Origin of the sequence: Halocynthiibacter sp. (genome assembly GCF_049608145.1) — a bacterium.
GTDB lineage: Bacteria > Pseudomonadota > Alphaproteobacteria > Rhodobacterales > Rhodobacteraceae > Halocynthiibacter.
On the sequence record NZ_JBMYXF010000004.1, the window covers coordinates 20,534 to 36,665 of the forward strand.

The window sequence follows — 16,132 nt, forward strand, 5'->3', positions numbered from 1 at the left end:
TTTGCAGCCTTTTACAGTTTGATTAAAGTTGTCGTCGCGATGGACGCAATGCCTTCACCACGTCCGGTAAAGCCCAGTTTTTCAGATGTGGTGGCTTTGACCGAAATGCGTTCCAGATCAAGGCCCGTTATTTCGGCAAGGCAATGGCGCATCTTATCTGCAACGGGCCCAATCTTTGGAAATTCGCAAACCAAGGTGCAATCTATATTGCTGATGGAAAACCCTTTTCCTTGGGCAAGATCAACAGCATGTTTTAGGAAGATGCGGCTGTCAGCGTTCTTCCATTCGGCTTCGGACGGGGGGAAATGACGCCCGATGTCACCTTCCGCAAGCGCACCATAAATGGCATCTGTGATGGCGTGCATGCCGACGTCAGCATCTGAATGGCCCAAAAGCCCGGTGGTGTGGGGCACCTGAATGCCGCACAAGGTGACGTAATCATTCGCGCCATCTTCGCGGGTTCCGAATTTGTGGACATCATATCCGTTGCCTGTTCGTATATCCATTTGTGCCGTCCGGTTTTTGTTCAACAGAAGTTCCGCACGGGCGAAATCTTCTGGATGGGTGATTTTTATGTTGTCTTCAGATCCCGGAACAATCCGGATTTCAAGTCCGTGAGTGCGGGCAACTTCCACATCATCAGCGGCCTGTATAGAGCAGTTAGCATGGGCTTGACGGATGGCTTGCAGGTGAAATCCCTGCGGGGTTTGTGCGCGCCACAGGTTTTGTCGGCTTTTGCTGGCCTCAACCTGATTGCTGCTGCCGTACCATAGGGCATCGGTTACAGGCAAAGCCGGAGCCGCACCTGGGGTGTGTTGCAAGGCATTTAAGACGTCAGAAATGATTTTCTCACATACCAAGGGGCGGGCGGCATCGTGGATAAGAACATTGTCAAAATCATCAGGGATACGGGCCAGTCCCATGCGAACGGATTGATCTCGTTCTTTGCCGCCATCTTGAATAATTACATGGGGTTGTGTTGCGTACTTAATGTTCGTTTCTACGAATTCTCGGTCTGATGGTCGGATCACCAGAACAATCAGATCAATGTCGCTGTGGCGGGCAAACTGATCGATGCTGTATGCTGCAATCGGTTGACCAGACAGATCCTGGTATTGTTTGGGCAAGGCGTCGGATCTACCCGCAGCGGCCCGTGTGCCGGAACCGGCAGAAACAATGATGACAGCATTTTTTGTCTTTTGCATGAGACCCGGGAGAAGATGTAGTTTCGTTTTGTCCTGTCTATGCATTCGCTGCCCTGGGGGCAATTGGCTTCCGCTATTTGATTAATTATGATGCATGTGCTGTGGTTTTTGCCTATAATTTGTGCACACGTCTAGGGTTTAGGCGTATTTTGCTGCGCGGCAATTGATGTTTGCTGACTTGCAGTGGTTCAGAGACGTGAAGGGATCATGCTGTGACTTTGAAAATTGGCAATATTGCGATTGATGCGCCTGTTTTACTGGCGCCGCTTGCGGGGATCACGGATCTTCCGTTTCGCAATCTTGTATCCGGTTTTGGTGCAGGCCTTGTTGTCAGCGAAATGGTTGCAAGCCAGGAAATGGTGCAAAGCAAACCTGGTGTGCGCGAAAAAGCCGAACTTGGTTTTCAAGTGGAAAATACGTCGGTTCAGCTGGCAGGGCGCGAAGCATCTTGGATGGCCGAAGCCGCACGCATTGTCGAAGGAAATGGTGCCCGTATTATCGATATTAATATGGGATGTCCGGCAAAGAAGGTTGTGAACGGATATTCCGGTTCTGCATTGCTGAAAGATCTGGATCATGCCCTGACCTTGATCGAAGCGGTGGTTGCCGCGACAAATCTGCCCGTTACTTTGAAAACCAGACTTGGCTGGGATGACACAATGCTGAATGCGCCAGAGCTGGCGCGACGGGCGGAAGCGGCGGGCATTCAGATGCTGACAATTCACGGGCGCACGCGCTGTCAATTTTACAAAGGCAAGGCAGATTGGGCTGCTATTCGGGCCGTAAAGCGGGCGGTTTCCATTCCGGTTGTCGCAAATGGCGACATTAAAAGCGATGCGGATGCTGTTGAAGCGATGAGACTTTCGTCTGCTGATGGTGTTATGATTGGGCGCGGCGCGCAGGGGCGACCTTGGCTGTTGGCGCAGGTCGCGGCGTCTATATACGGCACGCCATCGCCCATCGTACCAGTGGGGGCTGATCTGGTTGATATGGTCGCGGGGCACTATGAGGCGATGTTGTCATTTTACGGTGCGGATCTTGGCAACCGAACCGCGCGCAAACATCTGGGTTGGTATATGGACGAAGCAGGTACAGGGGCCCAGCTGCGGCGCGCCGTTCTGACAGAACGTTCCCCTGCGACGGTTCTGTCCTTGCTGAGTGATGCGCTGACTGAACAGGAAAGCGAGGCCTGTGATGACACGCGCTGATATCATTCCCTCAGAAGAGCTTTGGTCAATTTTGCCGTCTCCGATGCTGATGCTGGATGCCGGCGGTTGTATTCTGCGTTCCAACCCAGCGGCGCAGGTGCGTTTTCATCTATCAGAACGTGGTATGTTAGCGGCGTTGCCTGATCAGATCATGGAAGCACATCCGCCAATCACAGACCTTTTGAACCATATTCGCAGCGGCAAACCCGGGGTGACTGTGAATGATATGAAGCTGAGGTTTCGAAATGCCCCACAGCTGGAATGTCATGCGCAGGTCTTGCCGGTGGATGCAGGTTTTTTGGTTATTTTTCAGACATCTGAAACCCCGGCAAAGGTTCAGAACCTGTCATCCCCTGATGGAGTGACGCGGTCGGTGGTTGGCATGGCAGATATGTTGGCCCATGAAATTAAGAACCCTTTGGCAGGGATCACCGGTGCGGCCCAACTGATTGAAATGTCTGGAAATGAAGAAGTTTCTGAACTGACAGATCTGATTGTTGGCGAATGTCAGCGTATCGTGAAATTGTTGTCGCAAGTCGAAGTATTTGGCAATGTATTGCCGCCGGACGGCACGCCCGTGAACATTCATGATGTTCTGGATCGGGCTGTACAGTCTGCAAGTCTCGGGTTTGCCAAAGACGTAAAGATAACCCGGGCCTATGATCCTTCGTTGCCGGATACCAAAGGGGATGCGGATAAGTTGGTTCAGGTGTTTCTGAACCTTTTAAAGAACGCCGCTGAGGCCTTGAATAAGACAACATCAGCCAAGCATAATCCCGAAATACATATACGCAGTTTTTACGAACAGGGGCTGCGCCGATCCATGCCAGACGGTGGTGTTGAGACACTGCCACTGCATGTTGAGATCACAGACAATGGCTGCGGTATTCCGGACGCGCTACTGGCCGGGATCTTTGATCCTTTTGTCAGCGGCAAGCAGAACGGAACCGGGCTTGGGCTGGCATTGGTGCAGCATATTGTAGAGATGCACGGCGGGCTGATCCGCGTTGTATCTGAACCGGGGCAAACGTGTTTTTCAATTTCTCTGCCGTTGGCAGATGCTGGGAAATCTGGCCAGATATCAGAATTAAAGATGGGGGATAAGTGATGGACGGAACAGTATTAATTGCGGATGATGACCGTACAATCCGCACGGTTTTATCCCAGGCCATGACACGCGCTGGCATGCAGGTGCATGCGACGTCTTCGCTGACAACCCTGATGCGTTGGGTGGCCGAAGGTAAGGGGGATCTGGTGATCACCGACGTGGCGATGCCCGATGGAAACGGTATCGAAATGATCCCTCGGATCGCAGAGCTGCGGCCAGGTTTGCCTGTCATTGTGATTTCTGCCCAAAACACCATCATGACGGCAATTCGTGCGAATGAAGCTGCGGCCTGGGATTATCTGCCGAAACCGTTTGATCTGCCGGATCTGATGCATCGGTCTGCGATGGCTTTGAAGGAAACGCCAGGGCAGGCAAAAGCACCACAGGGCGTTAAAACACCTGTTCCTACAGCTAAAGCAGCGAATGAGGGGCATCAGATCGCGTTGAGCGGTCGTTCGGTGGAAATGCAATCCGTATTTCAGACCATAGCGCGCATTACGAATACAGATATTCCTGTGCTTGTTTCCGGTGCCAGCGGTTCCGGTAAATCCCGGGTTGCACGGGCCATTCACAGTCTGGGGGAACGGTCCGAACGGGCGGTCATCGTGCTGGATCCAACGTTGCCCGGGATCAGGGCGGATGAAGATGCATTGCTGACGGCGCTGTCCGGGGGGACACTTATACTGGATGAGCCTGCCGATTACACCGCCGATGAGCAACTGAAGTTGAACCGGTTTCTGGACCGGTTGAACAGTATTTCCGACAGCGTTGCGCCCCGTTTGATTGCCACAAGCCAGCATGATTTGTCGCAGTATCTGACAGCCGGAGAGTTCCGTCAGGATCTGTATTATCGGTTGAAGGGGGTCGAAATTCACGTTCCTGCGTTGCAGGATCGCCGCGGGGATATTGTCGTTCTGGCAGAAGAATTTCTGCAGGCGAATGACCTTGATGATCAGGGGCCTGGCGTTGGGCGCAGCAACGGCATTGCACGCGCCTTAAGCCCGGAGGCGGAAGTTGCTTTGAAAAACCACCGGTGGCCGGGCAATATACGTGAGCTCAAAAACACCATCCGGCAGATTGTGGCGATTGGTTCAAATACGGTTATTTCCGGGGATGATGTGAAGCTAGCTTTGCAACAGGATCTGGATTCACATGGGGGCAGTTCTTTTCGTTCTCACAGGCCAGAAACGTTGATCGGCGGGGTTTTGCCTGGTGATCCGAGACATGGAACATCAGGTGGGGCGGGCCCCGCAGTCGATCCACACAGCGATAATCTGGGGGAAAGTGTTGCGCGCCATCTACGTCGTTACTTTGATTTACACCAGGATACGTTGCCTCCGCCTGGGTTATATCAACGTATTTTGCGTGAGCTGGAGATCCCATTGTTCGAAATTTCCCTGGAAAACACCCATGGAAATCAGGCGAAATGTGCTGAACTTCTGGGGATTAACCGAAATACCCTGCGCAAGAAATTGACAGATCTGGATATTCGCGTGACACGCGGTCGCAAAATGATGTAAAACGGCAACATAGAGTGACGAATATGTTTCAATACAAAAAAGTCACCGATTTTGGCGGCGCCAGGCAGTGAGAAGAAATCGCTCTGTCCGGCACATCATGGGTAGGGACGGACATGCAGCTGCGCGGCAGACACGCAACGCTGAATAAACTGAATATGCTGCGCAAACGTCGGCGCGTTCAGACAATGTTTACGCTGGGGCTTGTGGTTCTCGGCCCAATTCTTGCTGTGCTGACTTTCCTCGTCTTGGGACCATTTGAAACGGTTGGAAACGAACATTGGTTGCGACCTGTTCTGCTGATCGATTTCATTTACGTTCTGGCGATCGCGACCCTTGTTTTACAACGTATTGCCCAGATGATTTCGGCGAGACGGGCGCGGTCCGCTGGATCCCGTCTTCACCTGCGCTTGACCGGTGTGTTTGCAATCGTGGCTTTGTTGCCTGCGGTTCTTGTGGCGGTTTTTGCGGCGCTTACAATCAACTTTGGATTGGAAGGCTGGTTTTCAGATCGTGTACGCACAGTTGTCGGATCTTCGCTGAGTGCTGCGGAGGCCTATGAAGCGGAGCACCGCCGTGATCTGACCCGGGATGCACGTGCATTGGCGCGATATCTGGAAGATGAACGCAGCCGACGCGGGGTCTTGCTGTCAGATGGCGAATTGCAAGCTGTTTTGTCTCAGGGTCAGGCCCAAGTTCAACGGGGGCTGAAGGAAGCTTTTGTGGTGGATGGGGCCGGGGCGTTGCGCAGCCGTGGTTTCCAATCATATCTGTTTAATTTTGAATCTATTCAGCCCCAAATTCTTGCGAAAGCCCTGATCGGTGAAGTTCCGGTTATTCAGGACTGGGAAAACAATGAATTCAGGGTATTGATCGCGTTGCGCAACTATCCGGATCATATGCTTTATGTCAGCCGGACGGTTGACGGCGAATTGCTGTCTTTGTTGGATGACACCCGCGAAACCGCCGGGCTGTATCAGCAGCTGGAAAGTGAACGTGGGCGCCTGTTGTTTGAATTTGGCCTGCTTTATTTGGGGTTTGCCGTTATTCTCATTCTTGCAGCCATCTGGCTTGGCCTGTGGTTTGCTGAACGTCTGGCGCGTCCTGTTGGACAGCTTGCTGGTGCCGCGCAAAAGGTTGGTGCAGGTGATTTTGACGTGCAGGTGCGGGAAGAAGAAGGCGACGATGAAATCGCGATGCTGAGCCGGATTTTTAACCAGATGACCCTGCAGCTGCGGGCGCAACGTGACAATCTGATTGAAAATACCCGCCAGATCGAACGTCGGCGACGGTTGTTTGACTCTGTTCTATCGTCGGTCACTGCGGGGCTGATCGGGCTGGACAACGAAGGAAATATTGCGTTCGTGAACCGTGCCGCGACAGGTATTTTGTCCATGCACCCACATGATGCAGAAGACGCAGCCCCTGATGCCATTTCAGTCGCAGTGCCTGAATTTTCGTCCTTGTTTGAAAAACTACAAGGCACAGAGCGGGATGTCATTCAGGAAGAAATCCGTGTGACCCGGCACGGAAAACAGGAAATTCTTCTGGTTCGGATGGCAACCCGTCGCAATAAAGAAGGCGCAGAGGAAGGCTATGTGATCGCCTTTGATGACGTGTCCGATCTTGTATCCGCCCAGCGAATGGCGGCTTGGGGTGACGTGGCACGGCGCATTGCCCATGAAATTAAGAACCCTTTGACACCGATTCAGCTGTCTGCTGAACGGATGAAACGCAAATACGAACCCAAATTGTCTGCTGATGATGGGGCAACGCTTGTTCAGCTGGCGGATGTGATTATTCGTCAGACAGGCGATCTACGCCGTATTGTGGATGAGTTTTCACAGTTTGCGCGTATGCCTGAACCTGAACGTCGCACGGCTGACATGACAGCATTGGTTCGCGACGCCGTGACTTTGCAGCAAAGCGGCCAGGAAAATGTGGACGTCACATCTTTGCTGCCGGATCAGGCCCTTATGGCGGAATTTGATCAGACGATGATTTCTCAGGCCCTAACAAATCTGATTAAAAACGCCGGTGAAGCGACAACTACCTTTATCGAAAACAACCGTGCCACGCCGCATTACCGGCCAAGGGTACATGTGACTCTGAACGTGAGAGGCGATCAGATGGAAATCGTAATCAGTGACAATGGGAATGGCCTGCCTGAAGATCGGGCGCGTCTGTTTGAACCCTATGTAACAACACGTGACAGTGGGACAGGTCTTGGCCTGCCTATTGTCAAAAAGATTATCGAAGAGCACGGCGGTTCGCTTGAACTGACCGATGCGGATGAATTTGAAGGCTGTAGCCACAGAGGTGCAAAGGCGATTGTCCTTTTGCCTTTGACCGAAGCTGCGGCCACAGAAACAAAGAAAGCAGTGTGAGGTTCCTATGAACGACATTCTTATTGTGGATGATGAACGCGATATCAGAGAGTTGATTTCCGACATTTTGCAGGATGAAGGCTATTCGACGCGTCTGGCGAAAAACTCAGATGAATGCATGAAACTGGTGGAAGAAAACCCGCCGGCGCTTATGGTGCTCGATATCTGGCTGAAAGACAGCAATATGGACGGGATTGATATCCTAAAAACCATTAAGCGTGAAAAGCCAAGCATTCCTGTGGTGATCATTTCGGGGCATGGCAACATTGAAATTGCCGTCGCTGCGATCCGCCAGGGTGCCTATGATTTCATTGAAAAACCCTTCAATATCGACCAGTTGATGGTGGTTGTGCGCCGCGCTATGGAAGCATCAAAGCTGCGCCACGAAAACCAGGAACTAAAGCGTCAGGACGACAGTTCGGATGAAATGGTGGGCAGCAGTCCTGCCTTTAAAGCATTGAAATCACAGCTGGATAAAGTGACCAAATCCAACGGTCGTGTGATGCTGACCGGGCCTGCCGGATCAGGTAAAGAGATTGCTGCACGCTACGTGCATGCGGAATCCAACCGCAATGAAGCACCCTTTGTCTCTGTGAATTCAGCATCCATCGAACCCGATCGCATGGAAGAGGTTCTGTTTGGCAGCGAAAACCCCGATGGCAGCGTTGAACCTGGTCTACTGGAGCAGGCCAATGGCGGGGTTCTGTTCTTTGATGAAGTTGCTGATATGCCTTTGGGGACGCAGTCAAAAATTCTGCGCGTTCTTGTGGATCAAAAGTTCATGCGGGAAGGTGGCAAGCAGGAAGTACTTGTGGATGTCCGGGTGATTTCCAGCACCAATAAAGATCTGGTTGAAGAAATTGCCAAGGGCAGTTTCCGGGAAGAACTTTACCACCGGCTGAATGTTGTGCCGATCTCTGTGCCCTCACTGGAAGACCGTCGTGAAGATATTCCGGAACTGGCCGAATACTTCATCGCACGTCTGAACGAAAGTCAGGGTCTGCCGTTGCGAGAACTTTCTGAGGATGCATGTGCAGCCCTGCAGACCAGCCTGTGGCCTGGGAATGTGCGTCAGCTTAAGAACCTGCTGGAACGTATTCTGATCCTTGAAGGAAATAGCGGCGTTATCGAAGTCTCCGAGCTGCCACAAGGCAGTGATGAACCCGCAGAGAACGGTCGTGTTATTCTATCCGGCACCCTGGCGACATTGCCCTTGCGCGAAGCGCGTGAGTTGTTTGAACGGGAATACCTGATGACACAGATCAACCGGTTTGGCGGCAATATTTCGAAGACGGCTAACTTTGTAGGCATGGAACGTTCGGCGTTGCATCGCAAGCTAAAGTCACTGAATGTTGTGACCTCTAGCAAAGCCGGGGCGCGCGTTGCCCATGTGGATGAAACCGAAGCTGTAGAATAGGCTGCAATACAGTTGGGCTGTTTCTGACTTGCAACTGATGTTATGACGACGAAAACCAGCGCAATATGTGGCACAAAAGGATAGTGTGATGAAAGTTATCATCTGCGGAGCAGGGCAGGTTGGCTGGCAAATTGCCCGGCATTTATCTGGTGAAAACAACGATGTAACCGTTGTTGATAACAATCCAGAATTGGTCCGACGTGCCACGGATACGCTGGATGTGCAGGGCATTGCAGGTTCCGCGTCCTATCCCGATATTCTGACCCGGGCCGGTGCGCGTGATGCAGATATGATCATTGCTGCGACCTATTCGGATGAGGTCAATATGGTGATCTGTCAGGTTGCCCATTCGGTTTTTTCCATTCCACGCAAAATCGCACGTTTGCGCAGCCAGTCATATCTTGATGCGATCTATTCGGATCTTTATCGCCGTGATCACATGCCGATTGACGTGGTGATCAGCCCGGAACGCGAAGTGGCAGAGGCCGCGCTAAAACGCCTGACCGCGCCATCTGCCTTTGACCGCGAAAGTTTTCTTGATGGCAGCGTGGATATGTTGGGCATCATATTGGACGAAGATTGTCCGGTTCTGAACACACCATTGCGTCAACTGACCGATCTGTTTTCGACACTGTCCGCAACGGTTGTTGGTGTGCGGCGTGAGGGATCACTGTTTGCACCTGAAGCCGGGGATCAGCTGTTTGCTGGGGATGAGATTTATGTTTTCACCCTACGTGATGATCTGACCCGCACCCTGGATGTGTTTGGGAAATCGTCGAAAAAACAGGAACGTGTGGTGATCGTTGGCGGGGGGAATGTTGGCCTTGCTGTTGCTCACGCGCTGGAACAGGAAAAAAGCCGTATCCGGGCGCGTGTGATTGAAATGGATCGCGACGTCGCTGAAATCGCGGCGGATGCGCTGGAACGGACCATCGTTCTGAACGGAGACGGGATGAATTCGGATCTGTTGGCTGAGGCTAATATTACCTCTGCCGATGCGGTTCTGACGGTGACGGACGATGATAAGGTGAACCTACTGACGGCTGTGCGCGCCAAGGCGGCGGGATGCCCAATGGCGATTTGTCTGATCAATGATCCAACCCTGACCTCGTTGATGCAGCCCCTGAACATTGATGCATATATCAACCCACGTGTGACCACTGTCAGTTCTATTCTGCGCCATATCCGGCATGGCCGGGTGCGCGAGATTTATTCAATCGGTAACGCCGAAGCCGAAGTAATCGAAGCACAGGTTTTGTCTACATCGCCCATATGTGGGCATAACATCCGTGACATTGATTTTCCGGAAGGCGTGCTGATTGGGGCTTTGCGAAAAGGGGACAAAGTGATGCGTCCTACGGGCGGGACACGCATTGATGAAGGCGATGTGATTGCGATGTTTGCGATGGCCGCGGATGTGGCCGAAGTCGAACGTCTGCTTCAGGTTTCCGTAGATTTCTTCTGATCATGCTGAACCGGATCCTTCGCCTACCGTTCATGGTTATTTTGATGGGGATAGCCGCCCTGTCGATGTTGCCAGTTTCTTTTATGGCGGTTCTGCTCGACGAAGATCATGTTGCGCGGGTTTTCCTGTATGGCGGTGTTTTGTTCTTTATTCTGACGGCTCTGATCGCGATTGCGACAGACAGCAACCGTGGGCGTTCGGTTCTGCAAAGTCACCTTCTGTCGCTGGTTGGCGCTTGGGTATTTATGCCGGTGATGCTGGCTGTGCCTTTCTATGAAGCTCTGCAAAATACCAGCTTTTCAAATGCTTACTTTGAAATGTTGTCGTCGTTTACCACCACCGGGGCGACATTGTTTGATGATCCCTCACGCCTGCCACGCAGCCTGCATTTCTGGCGTAGCCTTGTGGGTTGGATGGGCGGCTTTTTCATTTGGCTGGTGGCGATTGCCATCCTTGCGCCGCTGAATCTTGGTGGATTTGAAGTCACCGCGCGATCCCGTGGCAGCCGAACCGGAACCTATTTCACCTGGATTGGCAGTGAAGCCTCGCCTGCGAAACGTCTGGCGCATCATGCACGTCATCTTGGGCCAATCTATGTGGGGCTGACGGTGGCGTTGTGGGCGTTCCTGTTTATCAGTGGTGACAGAGGCTTTGTTGCCTTGTGTCACGCGATGGCGACGCTTTCCACAAGTGGCATTTCGCCGGTCGGTGGGATTGAAGGTGCGCGCAGTGGTTTTCCGGGGGAAATGCTGATCTTTATCTTTCTGTTCTTTGCAATCTCACGGCTGACATTTGCACCGGAAACCCAGAAAGACAGCCTGTTGCGTCTGCCGAAAGACCCGGAATTTCGCATGGGAATTGCTTTGGTTCTGACGGTGCCGACCCTTTTGTTTGCCCGCCACTGGTGGGGGGCGTTGGAATTCAACGACCAGGAGAACCTGACTGCGGCGATCAGCGCGTTTTGGGGCGCAGCATTCACGGTTTTGTCCTTCCTGACGACCACTGGATTTGAAAGTGTTGCCTGGTCTGATGCGCGTGGCTGGTCAGGTCTGCCAACGCCTGGCTTGATCCTGCTGGGGCTTGCCATGGTTGGAGGTGGTGTTGCGACGACGGCTGGTGGTGTGAAACTGCTGCGGGTCTATGCGCTTTATAAACATGGCCTTCAGGAAATGGAGACCCTGGTGCATCCGCATATTGTGTCCGGTGTCGGCGAAGATACACGACACTTGGGGCGGCAAGGGGCCTATATGGCCTGGATCTTCTTTATGATGATGGCGGTCAGCATTGCGGGGATCAGTCTTGCCCTGGCGTTGACCGGGCTGGATTTTGAATCGGCCTTTGTTTTTGCGGTTGCGGCGCTGTCCACCACGGGCCCATTACCGGATGTTGTTGCCACAGATGCCCATTCCTGGGCTGAACTTTCCAGTGGTGGTCAGGTGATTGCGGGCGTCGCAATGATCATGGGCCGGATGGAAACCCTGGCAATTATAGCACTGCTGAACCCCGATTTCTGGCGCAAATAGGGAAAACAATGCATAAATTCTGCAAAAGGATGTTGCATATTGCTTTGTTTTCAGGCTGAAATAGACCCGACGGAGGGGTGAGGTTTCCGGACACGCCCCGAACTGAACAAGAAAAACAGTCTGATATGTCAGTCTTCTGACGGATTTCAGACCGGCGAGAAGAACAAAAAAGGTAAAACCTATGGCTGCCGATAAGCAAAACCTTCAGGAAACATTCCTTAACCATGTGCGTAAAAGCAAGGTTCCTGTGACGATCTTCCTGATCAATGGTGTTAAACTTCAAGGGGTTATCTCTTGGTTTGATAATTTCTGTGTGCTGTTGCGTCGTGACGGGCAATCACAGCTGGTGTTTAAAGGTGCGATTTCAACAATCATGCCGTCCCAGCCGATCAGCCTGTACGAAGGTGAAGAAGAGTAACCTTTGACGATTGACCGACAGGAACAGCCCACCCGTGCCTGGGTGCTGCATCCCGATATAAAATCATCTGACCCGCGCAAAGACAGCGGCCGTCGTTCCGCTGAACATGCTTTGGGGGAAGGTGTGGCTTTGACCGCGGCCTTGCCCGGTCTTGAAGTTGCTGGTCAGACAATTGTGCCTTTGCCAAAAGTGCGCCCTGGCTTTTTGTTTGGTTCCGGAAAAACCAACGAGCTGGGTAATATGCTGGCCGATAATGAGGTGGAACTTGTGATTGTTGACGGGCCTCTGACGCCTGTGCAACAGCGCAACCTTGAAAAAGCCTGGAGCGTCAAAATTCTGGACCGGACGGGGCTGATCCTTGAGATCTTCTCGGACCGCGCGCAAACCCGTGAAGGTGTGCTTCAGGTGGAAATGGCGGCACTGTCATATCAACGGACCCGTCTTGTTCGGGCCTGGACACACTTGGAACGCCAGCGGGGCGGGCTGGGTTTTGTTGGCGGTCCTGGGGAAACCCAGATCGAAGCGGACCGTCGGGCCATTGATGATCAAATTGTGCGTCTACGTCGACAGCTGGAAAAGGTTGTAAAAACCCGGGATCTGCACAGATCTGCCCGGGCAAAAGTGCCTTATCCAATTGTTGCGCTGGTTGGCTATACCAACGCCGGGAAATCGACGCTGTTCAATTATCTGACCGGCGCAAAAGTCATGGCCAAGGACATGCTGTTTGCAACCCTTGATCCAACAATGCGGTCGGTGAAACTGCCATCTGGCCGCGATGTGATCCTGTCTGATACCGTTGGTTTTATTTCGGAACTTCCGACCGAACTGGTGGCATCTTTCCGGGCGACGCTTGAAGAAGTTCTGAGCGCAGACCTAATCTTGCACGTGCGTGACATTTCCCACCCAGACACAGAAACCCAGGCCAAAGATGTGGCCGAAATTCTGTCAACGCTGGGCATTGGGGAAGACACCAAACAGATTGAAGTCTGGAACAAGCTGGATCTTGTGGATGACGCCAGCCGTGAAGCGCTCATGATCCGGGCTGAACGTTCGGACGACCATTTCGCGATTTCCGCTTTAACCGGGCAGGGCTTGGATGACCTTCTTGAGGTGGTGTCTGACAGTCTGACGGATCCAAAAACCGAAGAAACCATTGTCTTGCCATGGTCTGACGGGCGCAAACGTGCGTGGTTGTTTGAACAGGGCGTGGTGGAAGCTGAACGTCAGGAAGAAGACGGATTTCATCTGGATCTTCTTTGGACGGCACGACAGAAAAAGAGATACCGGGAACTTTAGTTTTTCCCGGTATCCATTTATTTTCATTCAGAAGAAACAATAGGTGTTAGCGTGGAGGTGCCTGCATTTGCGGCACGCGCAAGTTCCGGATCAAGGGACATAGGGATGTATTCACCCCGTCTCCACAGCTCTCCCAGATTGTCATAAAAGCGCGACAACGGATGTCCTGACTGGCCTGTGGACAGGATGAAAACGGAACTGTCCGGATCGGCAAAGTCATAGACACCGCGATAGCCTGCAGCATGAATATTGGCATAGGGATTTTCGCCTGTGCCAATCATGCGGCCCCGCATGAGGGCTTCGTCACCGCCGCTGGTGGATTGGCGAATATTCACGACCCAGCCCAGCATTGTGTTTTTACCCAGAACATCGTGATCCTGCCAGGCTTCGTGCTGATCGCCCCAACGCTGGCTTTCTGGTGTGCCACCGATGTTTTCTTCGATCCAGATCAGGGATTCATCAAGCGCAGCCTGCGCCATTTCAGGGCAGGTTTCCACAGTCGATGACTGAACCACATCACACCAACGTGCGGCCCCATCGATGTCACGGAAGACGCGTTCTAAAAACAGCGGTTCAAGGCTTTTGAATTCATCCGCAAGATCCCCCAGCTCATCCCGGATCAGGCGATCTTGTAGATGGCGCATCCAAGTTGCGTATAGCAGGGGTTCAGGCAGGTGTTCGTTCATTTCCCCATTCCACACGGACAAAAGTTCCAGCGCTTTCTGGCGACGACGTTCTGCTGTGCCTGCGGGGGCAGGTGTGCCGTTGTACCAAAGTTCCGCCCCAACAAGGGACAAAAGGGTGCGTGCGGCTGTGGAAACCTCATCAAGTTGGACATCGATGAAACTGTCACGTGTATGTACACGTCTGTTCTGCATCAGGAATTTCCAACGCTGCACCCGCTGACTGTCCCCCCAGTTGAACGTCATATGCCGGGGAAAGGGCGCATCGGTGATTTTGTTGTTTGTATTGCCAAGGATCCCACCGGTCGGTTCAATAAATTCGGGATTGGCGTCATAGGGCAGACGGCCCTGCCATTGATTTTCCGCAACTGCGCCCATCGCTGGAATACGCCCTTGGCCGATTTGGCGGAAAGACCGTTTGGGAAATGCTCCGAGGGTTTTCATGGCGATGCGCGTGGGTTCAGCAAACGTCAGATTGATCGATGGCGCGATATAGCTTTCGCCTGCATCAAGCGCGTCGTCGATGTTTGAAGCAGACGCCAGTTTGATAAAGGTTTCGATGGTTGTGTCGGAAGGTGACAGTGCGGTCCATGAGATCGCGGCCTGGAAACCAGGAGGGGTAATATCGCCAACATTATAGTGCCAGTTGGGAATGATAGGGCCGTTTTCGCTCCAGCGGAGGGTGATGTTGCGGGGAGAGGACCCTTTGATCAGTATTCTATCCTGACGTTCTGAAAACGCAGTGAAACCAGCTGCGGATCGATACTCATTGCTGTTGTCGGGATTGGTTTCCTCGAGGAAGATATCAAGATCATCCAATGTGCTTGCGGTAAACCCCCAAGCCAGATGATCTGTCCGACCAGATAACACACCAGGGATACCTGGTAGAGTTGCACCAATCAGGCCCCCATCGGACAACTCCATTCTGGCAAGATACCAGACAGAGGGTGCGGAAAGATCGAAATGCGGATCATTGGCCAACAGCGTTGCACCGGAGGCCGAACGTGAAGGCGCTGCGGCAAAAACGTTTGAGGCCCCAGCGAAAGCACGGCGGGGAAAAGGAGACAGGGGCAGATCTGGCGATGAAATATGCGTGCCCAGTTCTGATCCTGCAGAACCAAAGGCGCCACGAAGTGTGGCAACGCCCTGAATTTCATCAAATACCGATGCAACTGTGGTTGGGCGTTGCAGGGCGCTTTGTTGGTCCGCATATCCAGGCAGGGCTCCGATGGCTTCTCCGGGCACATCGGGCAAAAGATCCGCCAGCTGTTCGGGGGACAGGCGCAACGCCGCACGGGTGCGCAGAATATCCTGTTCTAGTTGTCCGGACATGCGCAGCGCCATCAGTTTAACAAGGGCGATGCTGTCGGCGGGTTGCCAGGGTTCCACTGTGCCCGGAAATAAGAAGAATTCTGGCGCACCACGACCCAGAGCTTGGGTGTTGATGGTCTCAATCCAAGCATTCACACCCGCAGAATATGCGTTCAGAACGGTCATGGAACTGGGATCAATGGCGTCTACAGAACGCTGCGCAGCGGTATAGAGACCAAGGCGGCGCATGATTTCATCCGTATCTGCAGTGTCAGCGCCGAACACTTCGGATAGGCGGCCTTGGGATGTGCGCCGTGCGATAACCATTTGCCAGATCCTGTCCTGTGCATGGACAAAACCAAGGGCAAACCAAGCATCCTGATCGGTTTCAGCAAAAATATGGGGTACAGCGGCGTTGGTGCGGATGATCTCAACAGGGCCAGTCAGCCCCGTCAGGCTGTAATCCATGTCATAATCGGGCAGGGATCGCGTTGCCAGATACCAGACCATCAGAACCGCACAGACAGCCAAGACGCAAAGGGATGCAAAAGTTCTGAACGTCCAGCGAATAAGTCGCGCCATGTAACTGCCTTT

At 52.8% G+C, this 16,132-nt stretch carries 11 protein-coding genes; 9 read left to right on the forward strand and 2 right to left on the reverse strand.

What is annotated here, in order from left to right; genetic code table 11:
* Positions 1-11: 11 nt before the first annotated feature.
* Positions 12-1,205: a 2-C-methyl-D-erythritol 4-phosphate cytidylyltransferase gene (gene ispD, locus ACPGUT_RS02535; RefSeq protein WP_423988672.1), complete on the reverse strand. Its 1,194-nt coding sequence runs from the start codon at positions 1,203-1,205 to the stop codon at positions 12-14.
* A 212-nt stretch (positions 1,206-1,417) separates the two neighbouring features.
* Between ispD and dusB the strand changes: the two genes are divergently transcribed.
* From dusB to hflX, 9 genes are all read left to right on the forward strand, one after another.
* Entirely contained in the window at positions 1,418-2,413 is a 996-nt protein-coding gene (gene dusB, locus ACPGUT_RS02540) for a tRNA dihydrouridine synthase DusB (RefSeq protein WP_423988673.1), read from the forward strand.
* On the forward strand, positions 2,400-3,521 hold the full coding sequence (locus ACPGUT_RS02545; RefSeq protein WP_423988674.1) for a two-component system sensor histidine kinase NtrB: 1,122 nt from the start codon (positions 2,400-2,402) through the stop codon (positions 3,519-3,521). The genes dusB and ACPGUT_RS02545 overlap by 14 nt, the downstream gene beginning before the upstream one ends.
* Positions 3,521-5,041: a response regulator gene (locus ACPGUT_RS02550; RefSeq protein ID WP_423988675.1), complete on the forward strand. Its 1,521-nt coding sequence runs from the start codon at positions 3,521-3,523 to the stop codon at positions 5,039-5,041. The genes ACPGUT_RS02545 and ACPGUT_RS02550 overlap by 1 nt, the downstream gene beginning before the upstream one ends.
* Before the next feature lie 113 nt (positions 5,042-5,154).
* Positions 5,155-7,425: an ATP-binding protein gene (locus ACPGUT_RS02555; protein ID WP_423988676.1), complete on the forward strand. Its 2,271-nt coding sequence runs from the start codon at positions 5,155-5,157 to the stop codon at positions 7,423-7,425.
* Positions 7,426-7,432: 7 nt separating this feature from the next.
* Positions 7,433-8,842, forward strand: coding sequence for a sigma-54-dependent transcriptional regulator (locus tag ACPGUT_RS02560; protein ID WP_423988677.1), 1,410 nt, complete (start codon positions 7,433-7,435; stop codon positions 8,840-8,842).
* An 88-nt stretch (positions 8,843-8,930) separates the two neighbouring features.
* Positions 8,931-10,307, forward strand: a complete 1,377-nt coding sequence (gene trkA / locus ACPGUT_RS02565) for a Trk system potassium transporter TrkA (protein ID WP_423988678.1) — start codon at positions 8,931-8,933, stop codon at positions 10,305-10,307.
* A gap of 2 nt (positions 10,308-10,309) precedes the next feature.
* A complete protein-coding gene (locus ACPGUT_RS02570; RefSeq protein WP_423988679.1) occupies positions 10,310-11,830 on the forward strand; it encodes a TrkH family potassium uptake protein in 1,521 nt (506 codons plus the stop codon).
* Positions 11,831-12,011: 181 nt separating this feature from the next.
* Complete coding sequence (hfq, locus tag ACPGUT_RS02575; protein ID WP_039018073.1) at positions 12,012-12,248, forward strand: RNA chaperone Hfq; 237 nt, start codon at positions 12,012-12,014, stop codon at positions 12,246-12,248.
* A 9-nt stretch (positions 12,249-12,257) separates the two neighbouring features.
* On the forward strand, positions 12,258-13,544 hold the full coding sequence (hflX, locus tag ACPGUT_RS02580; RefSeq protein ID WP_423988735.1) for a GTPase HflX: 1,287 nt from the start codon (positions 12,258-12,260) through the stop codon (positions 13,542-13,544).
* Positions 13,545-13,567: 23 nt separating this feature from the next.
* Here hflX and ACPGUT_RS02585 read toward each other — a convergent pair whose 3' ends face one another.
* Positions 13,568-16,120: a penicillin acylase family protein gene (locus ACPGUT_RS02585; RefSeq protein WP_423988680.1), complete on the reverse strand. Its 2,553-nt coding sequence runs from the start codon at positions 16,118-16,120 to the stop codon at positions 13,568-13,570.
* Between the last annotated feature and the right edge of the window lie 12 nt (positions 16,121-16,132).

What these genes read in the sequence shown, in the direction of transcription:
- trkA (WP_423988678.1), top strand. Translation starts at nt 8,931, where the DNA reads ATGAAAGTTATCATCTGCGGAGCAGGGCAGGTTGGCTGGCAAATTGCC.
- ACPGUT_RS02550 (WP_423988675.1), top strand. Translation starts at nt 3,521, where the DNA reads ATGGACGGAACAGTATTAATTGCGGATGATGACCGTACAATCCGCACG.
- ispD (WP_423988672.1), bottom strand. Translation starts at nt 1,205, where the DNA reads ATGCAAAAGACAAAAAATGCTGTCATCATTGTTTCTGCCGGTTCCGGC.
- ACPGUT_RS02555 (WP_423988676.1), top strand. Translation starts at nt 5,155, where the DNA reads ATGCAGCTGCGCGGCAGACACGCAACGCTGAATAAACTGAATATGCTG.
- ACPGUT_RS02570 (WP_423988679.1), top strand. Translation starts at nt 10,310, where the DNA reads ATGCTGAACCGGATCCTTCGCCTACCGTTCATGGTTATTTTGATGGGG.
- ACPGUT_RS02585 (WP_423988680.1), bottom strand. Translation starts at nt 16,120, where the DNA reads ATGGCGCGACTTATTCGCTGGACGTTCAGAACTTTTGCATCCCTTTGC.
- ACPGUT_RS02545 (WP_423988674.1), top strand. Translation starts at nt 2,400, where the DNA reads ATGACACGCGCTGATATCATTCCCTCAGAAGAGCTTTGGTCAATTTTG.
- ACPGUT_RS02560 (WP_423988677.1), top strand. Translation starts at nt 7,433, where the DNA reads ATGAACGACATTCTTATTGTGGATGATGAACGCGATATCAGAGAGTTG.
- hfq (WP_039018073.1), top strand. Translation starts at nt 12,012, where the DNA reads ATGGCTGCCGATAAGCAAAACCTTCAGGAAACATTCCTTAACCATGTG.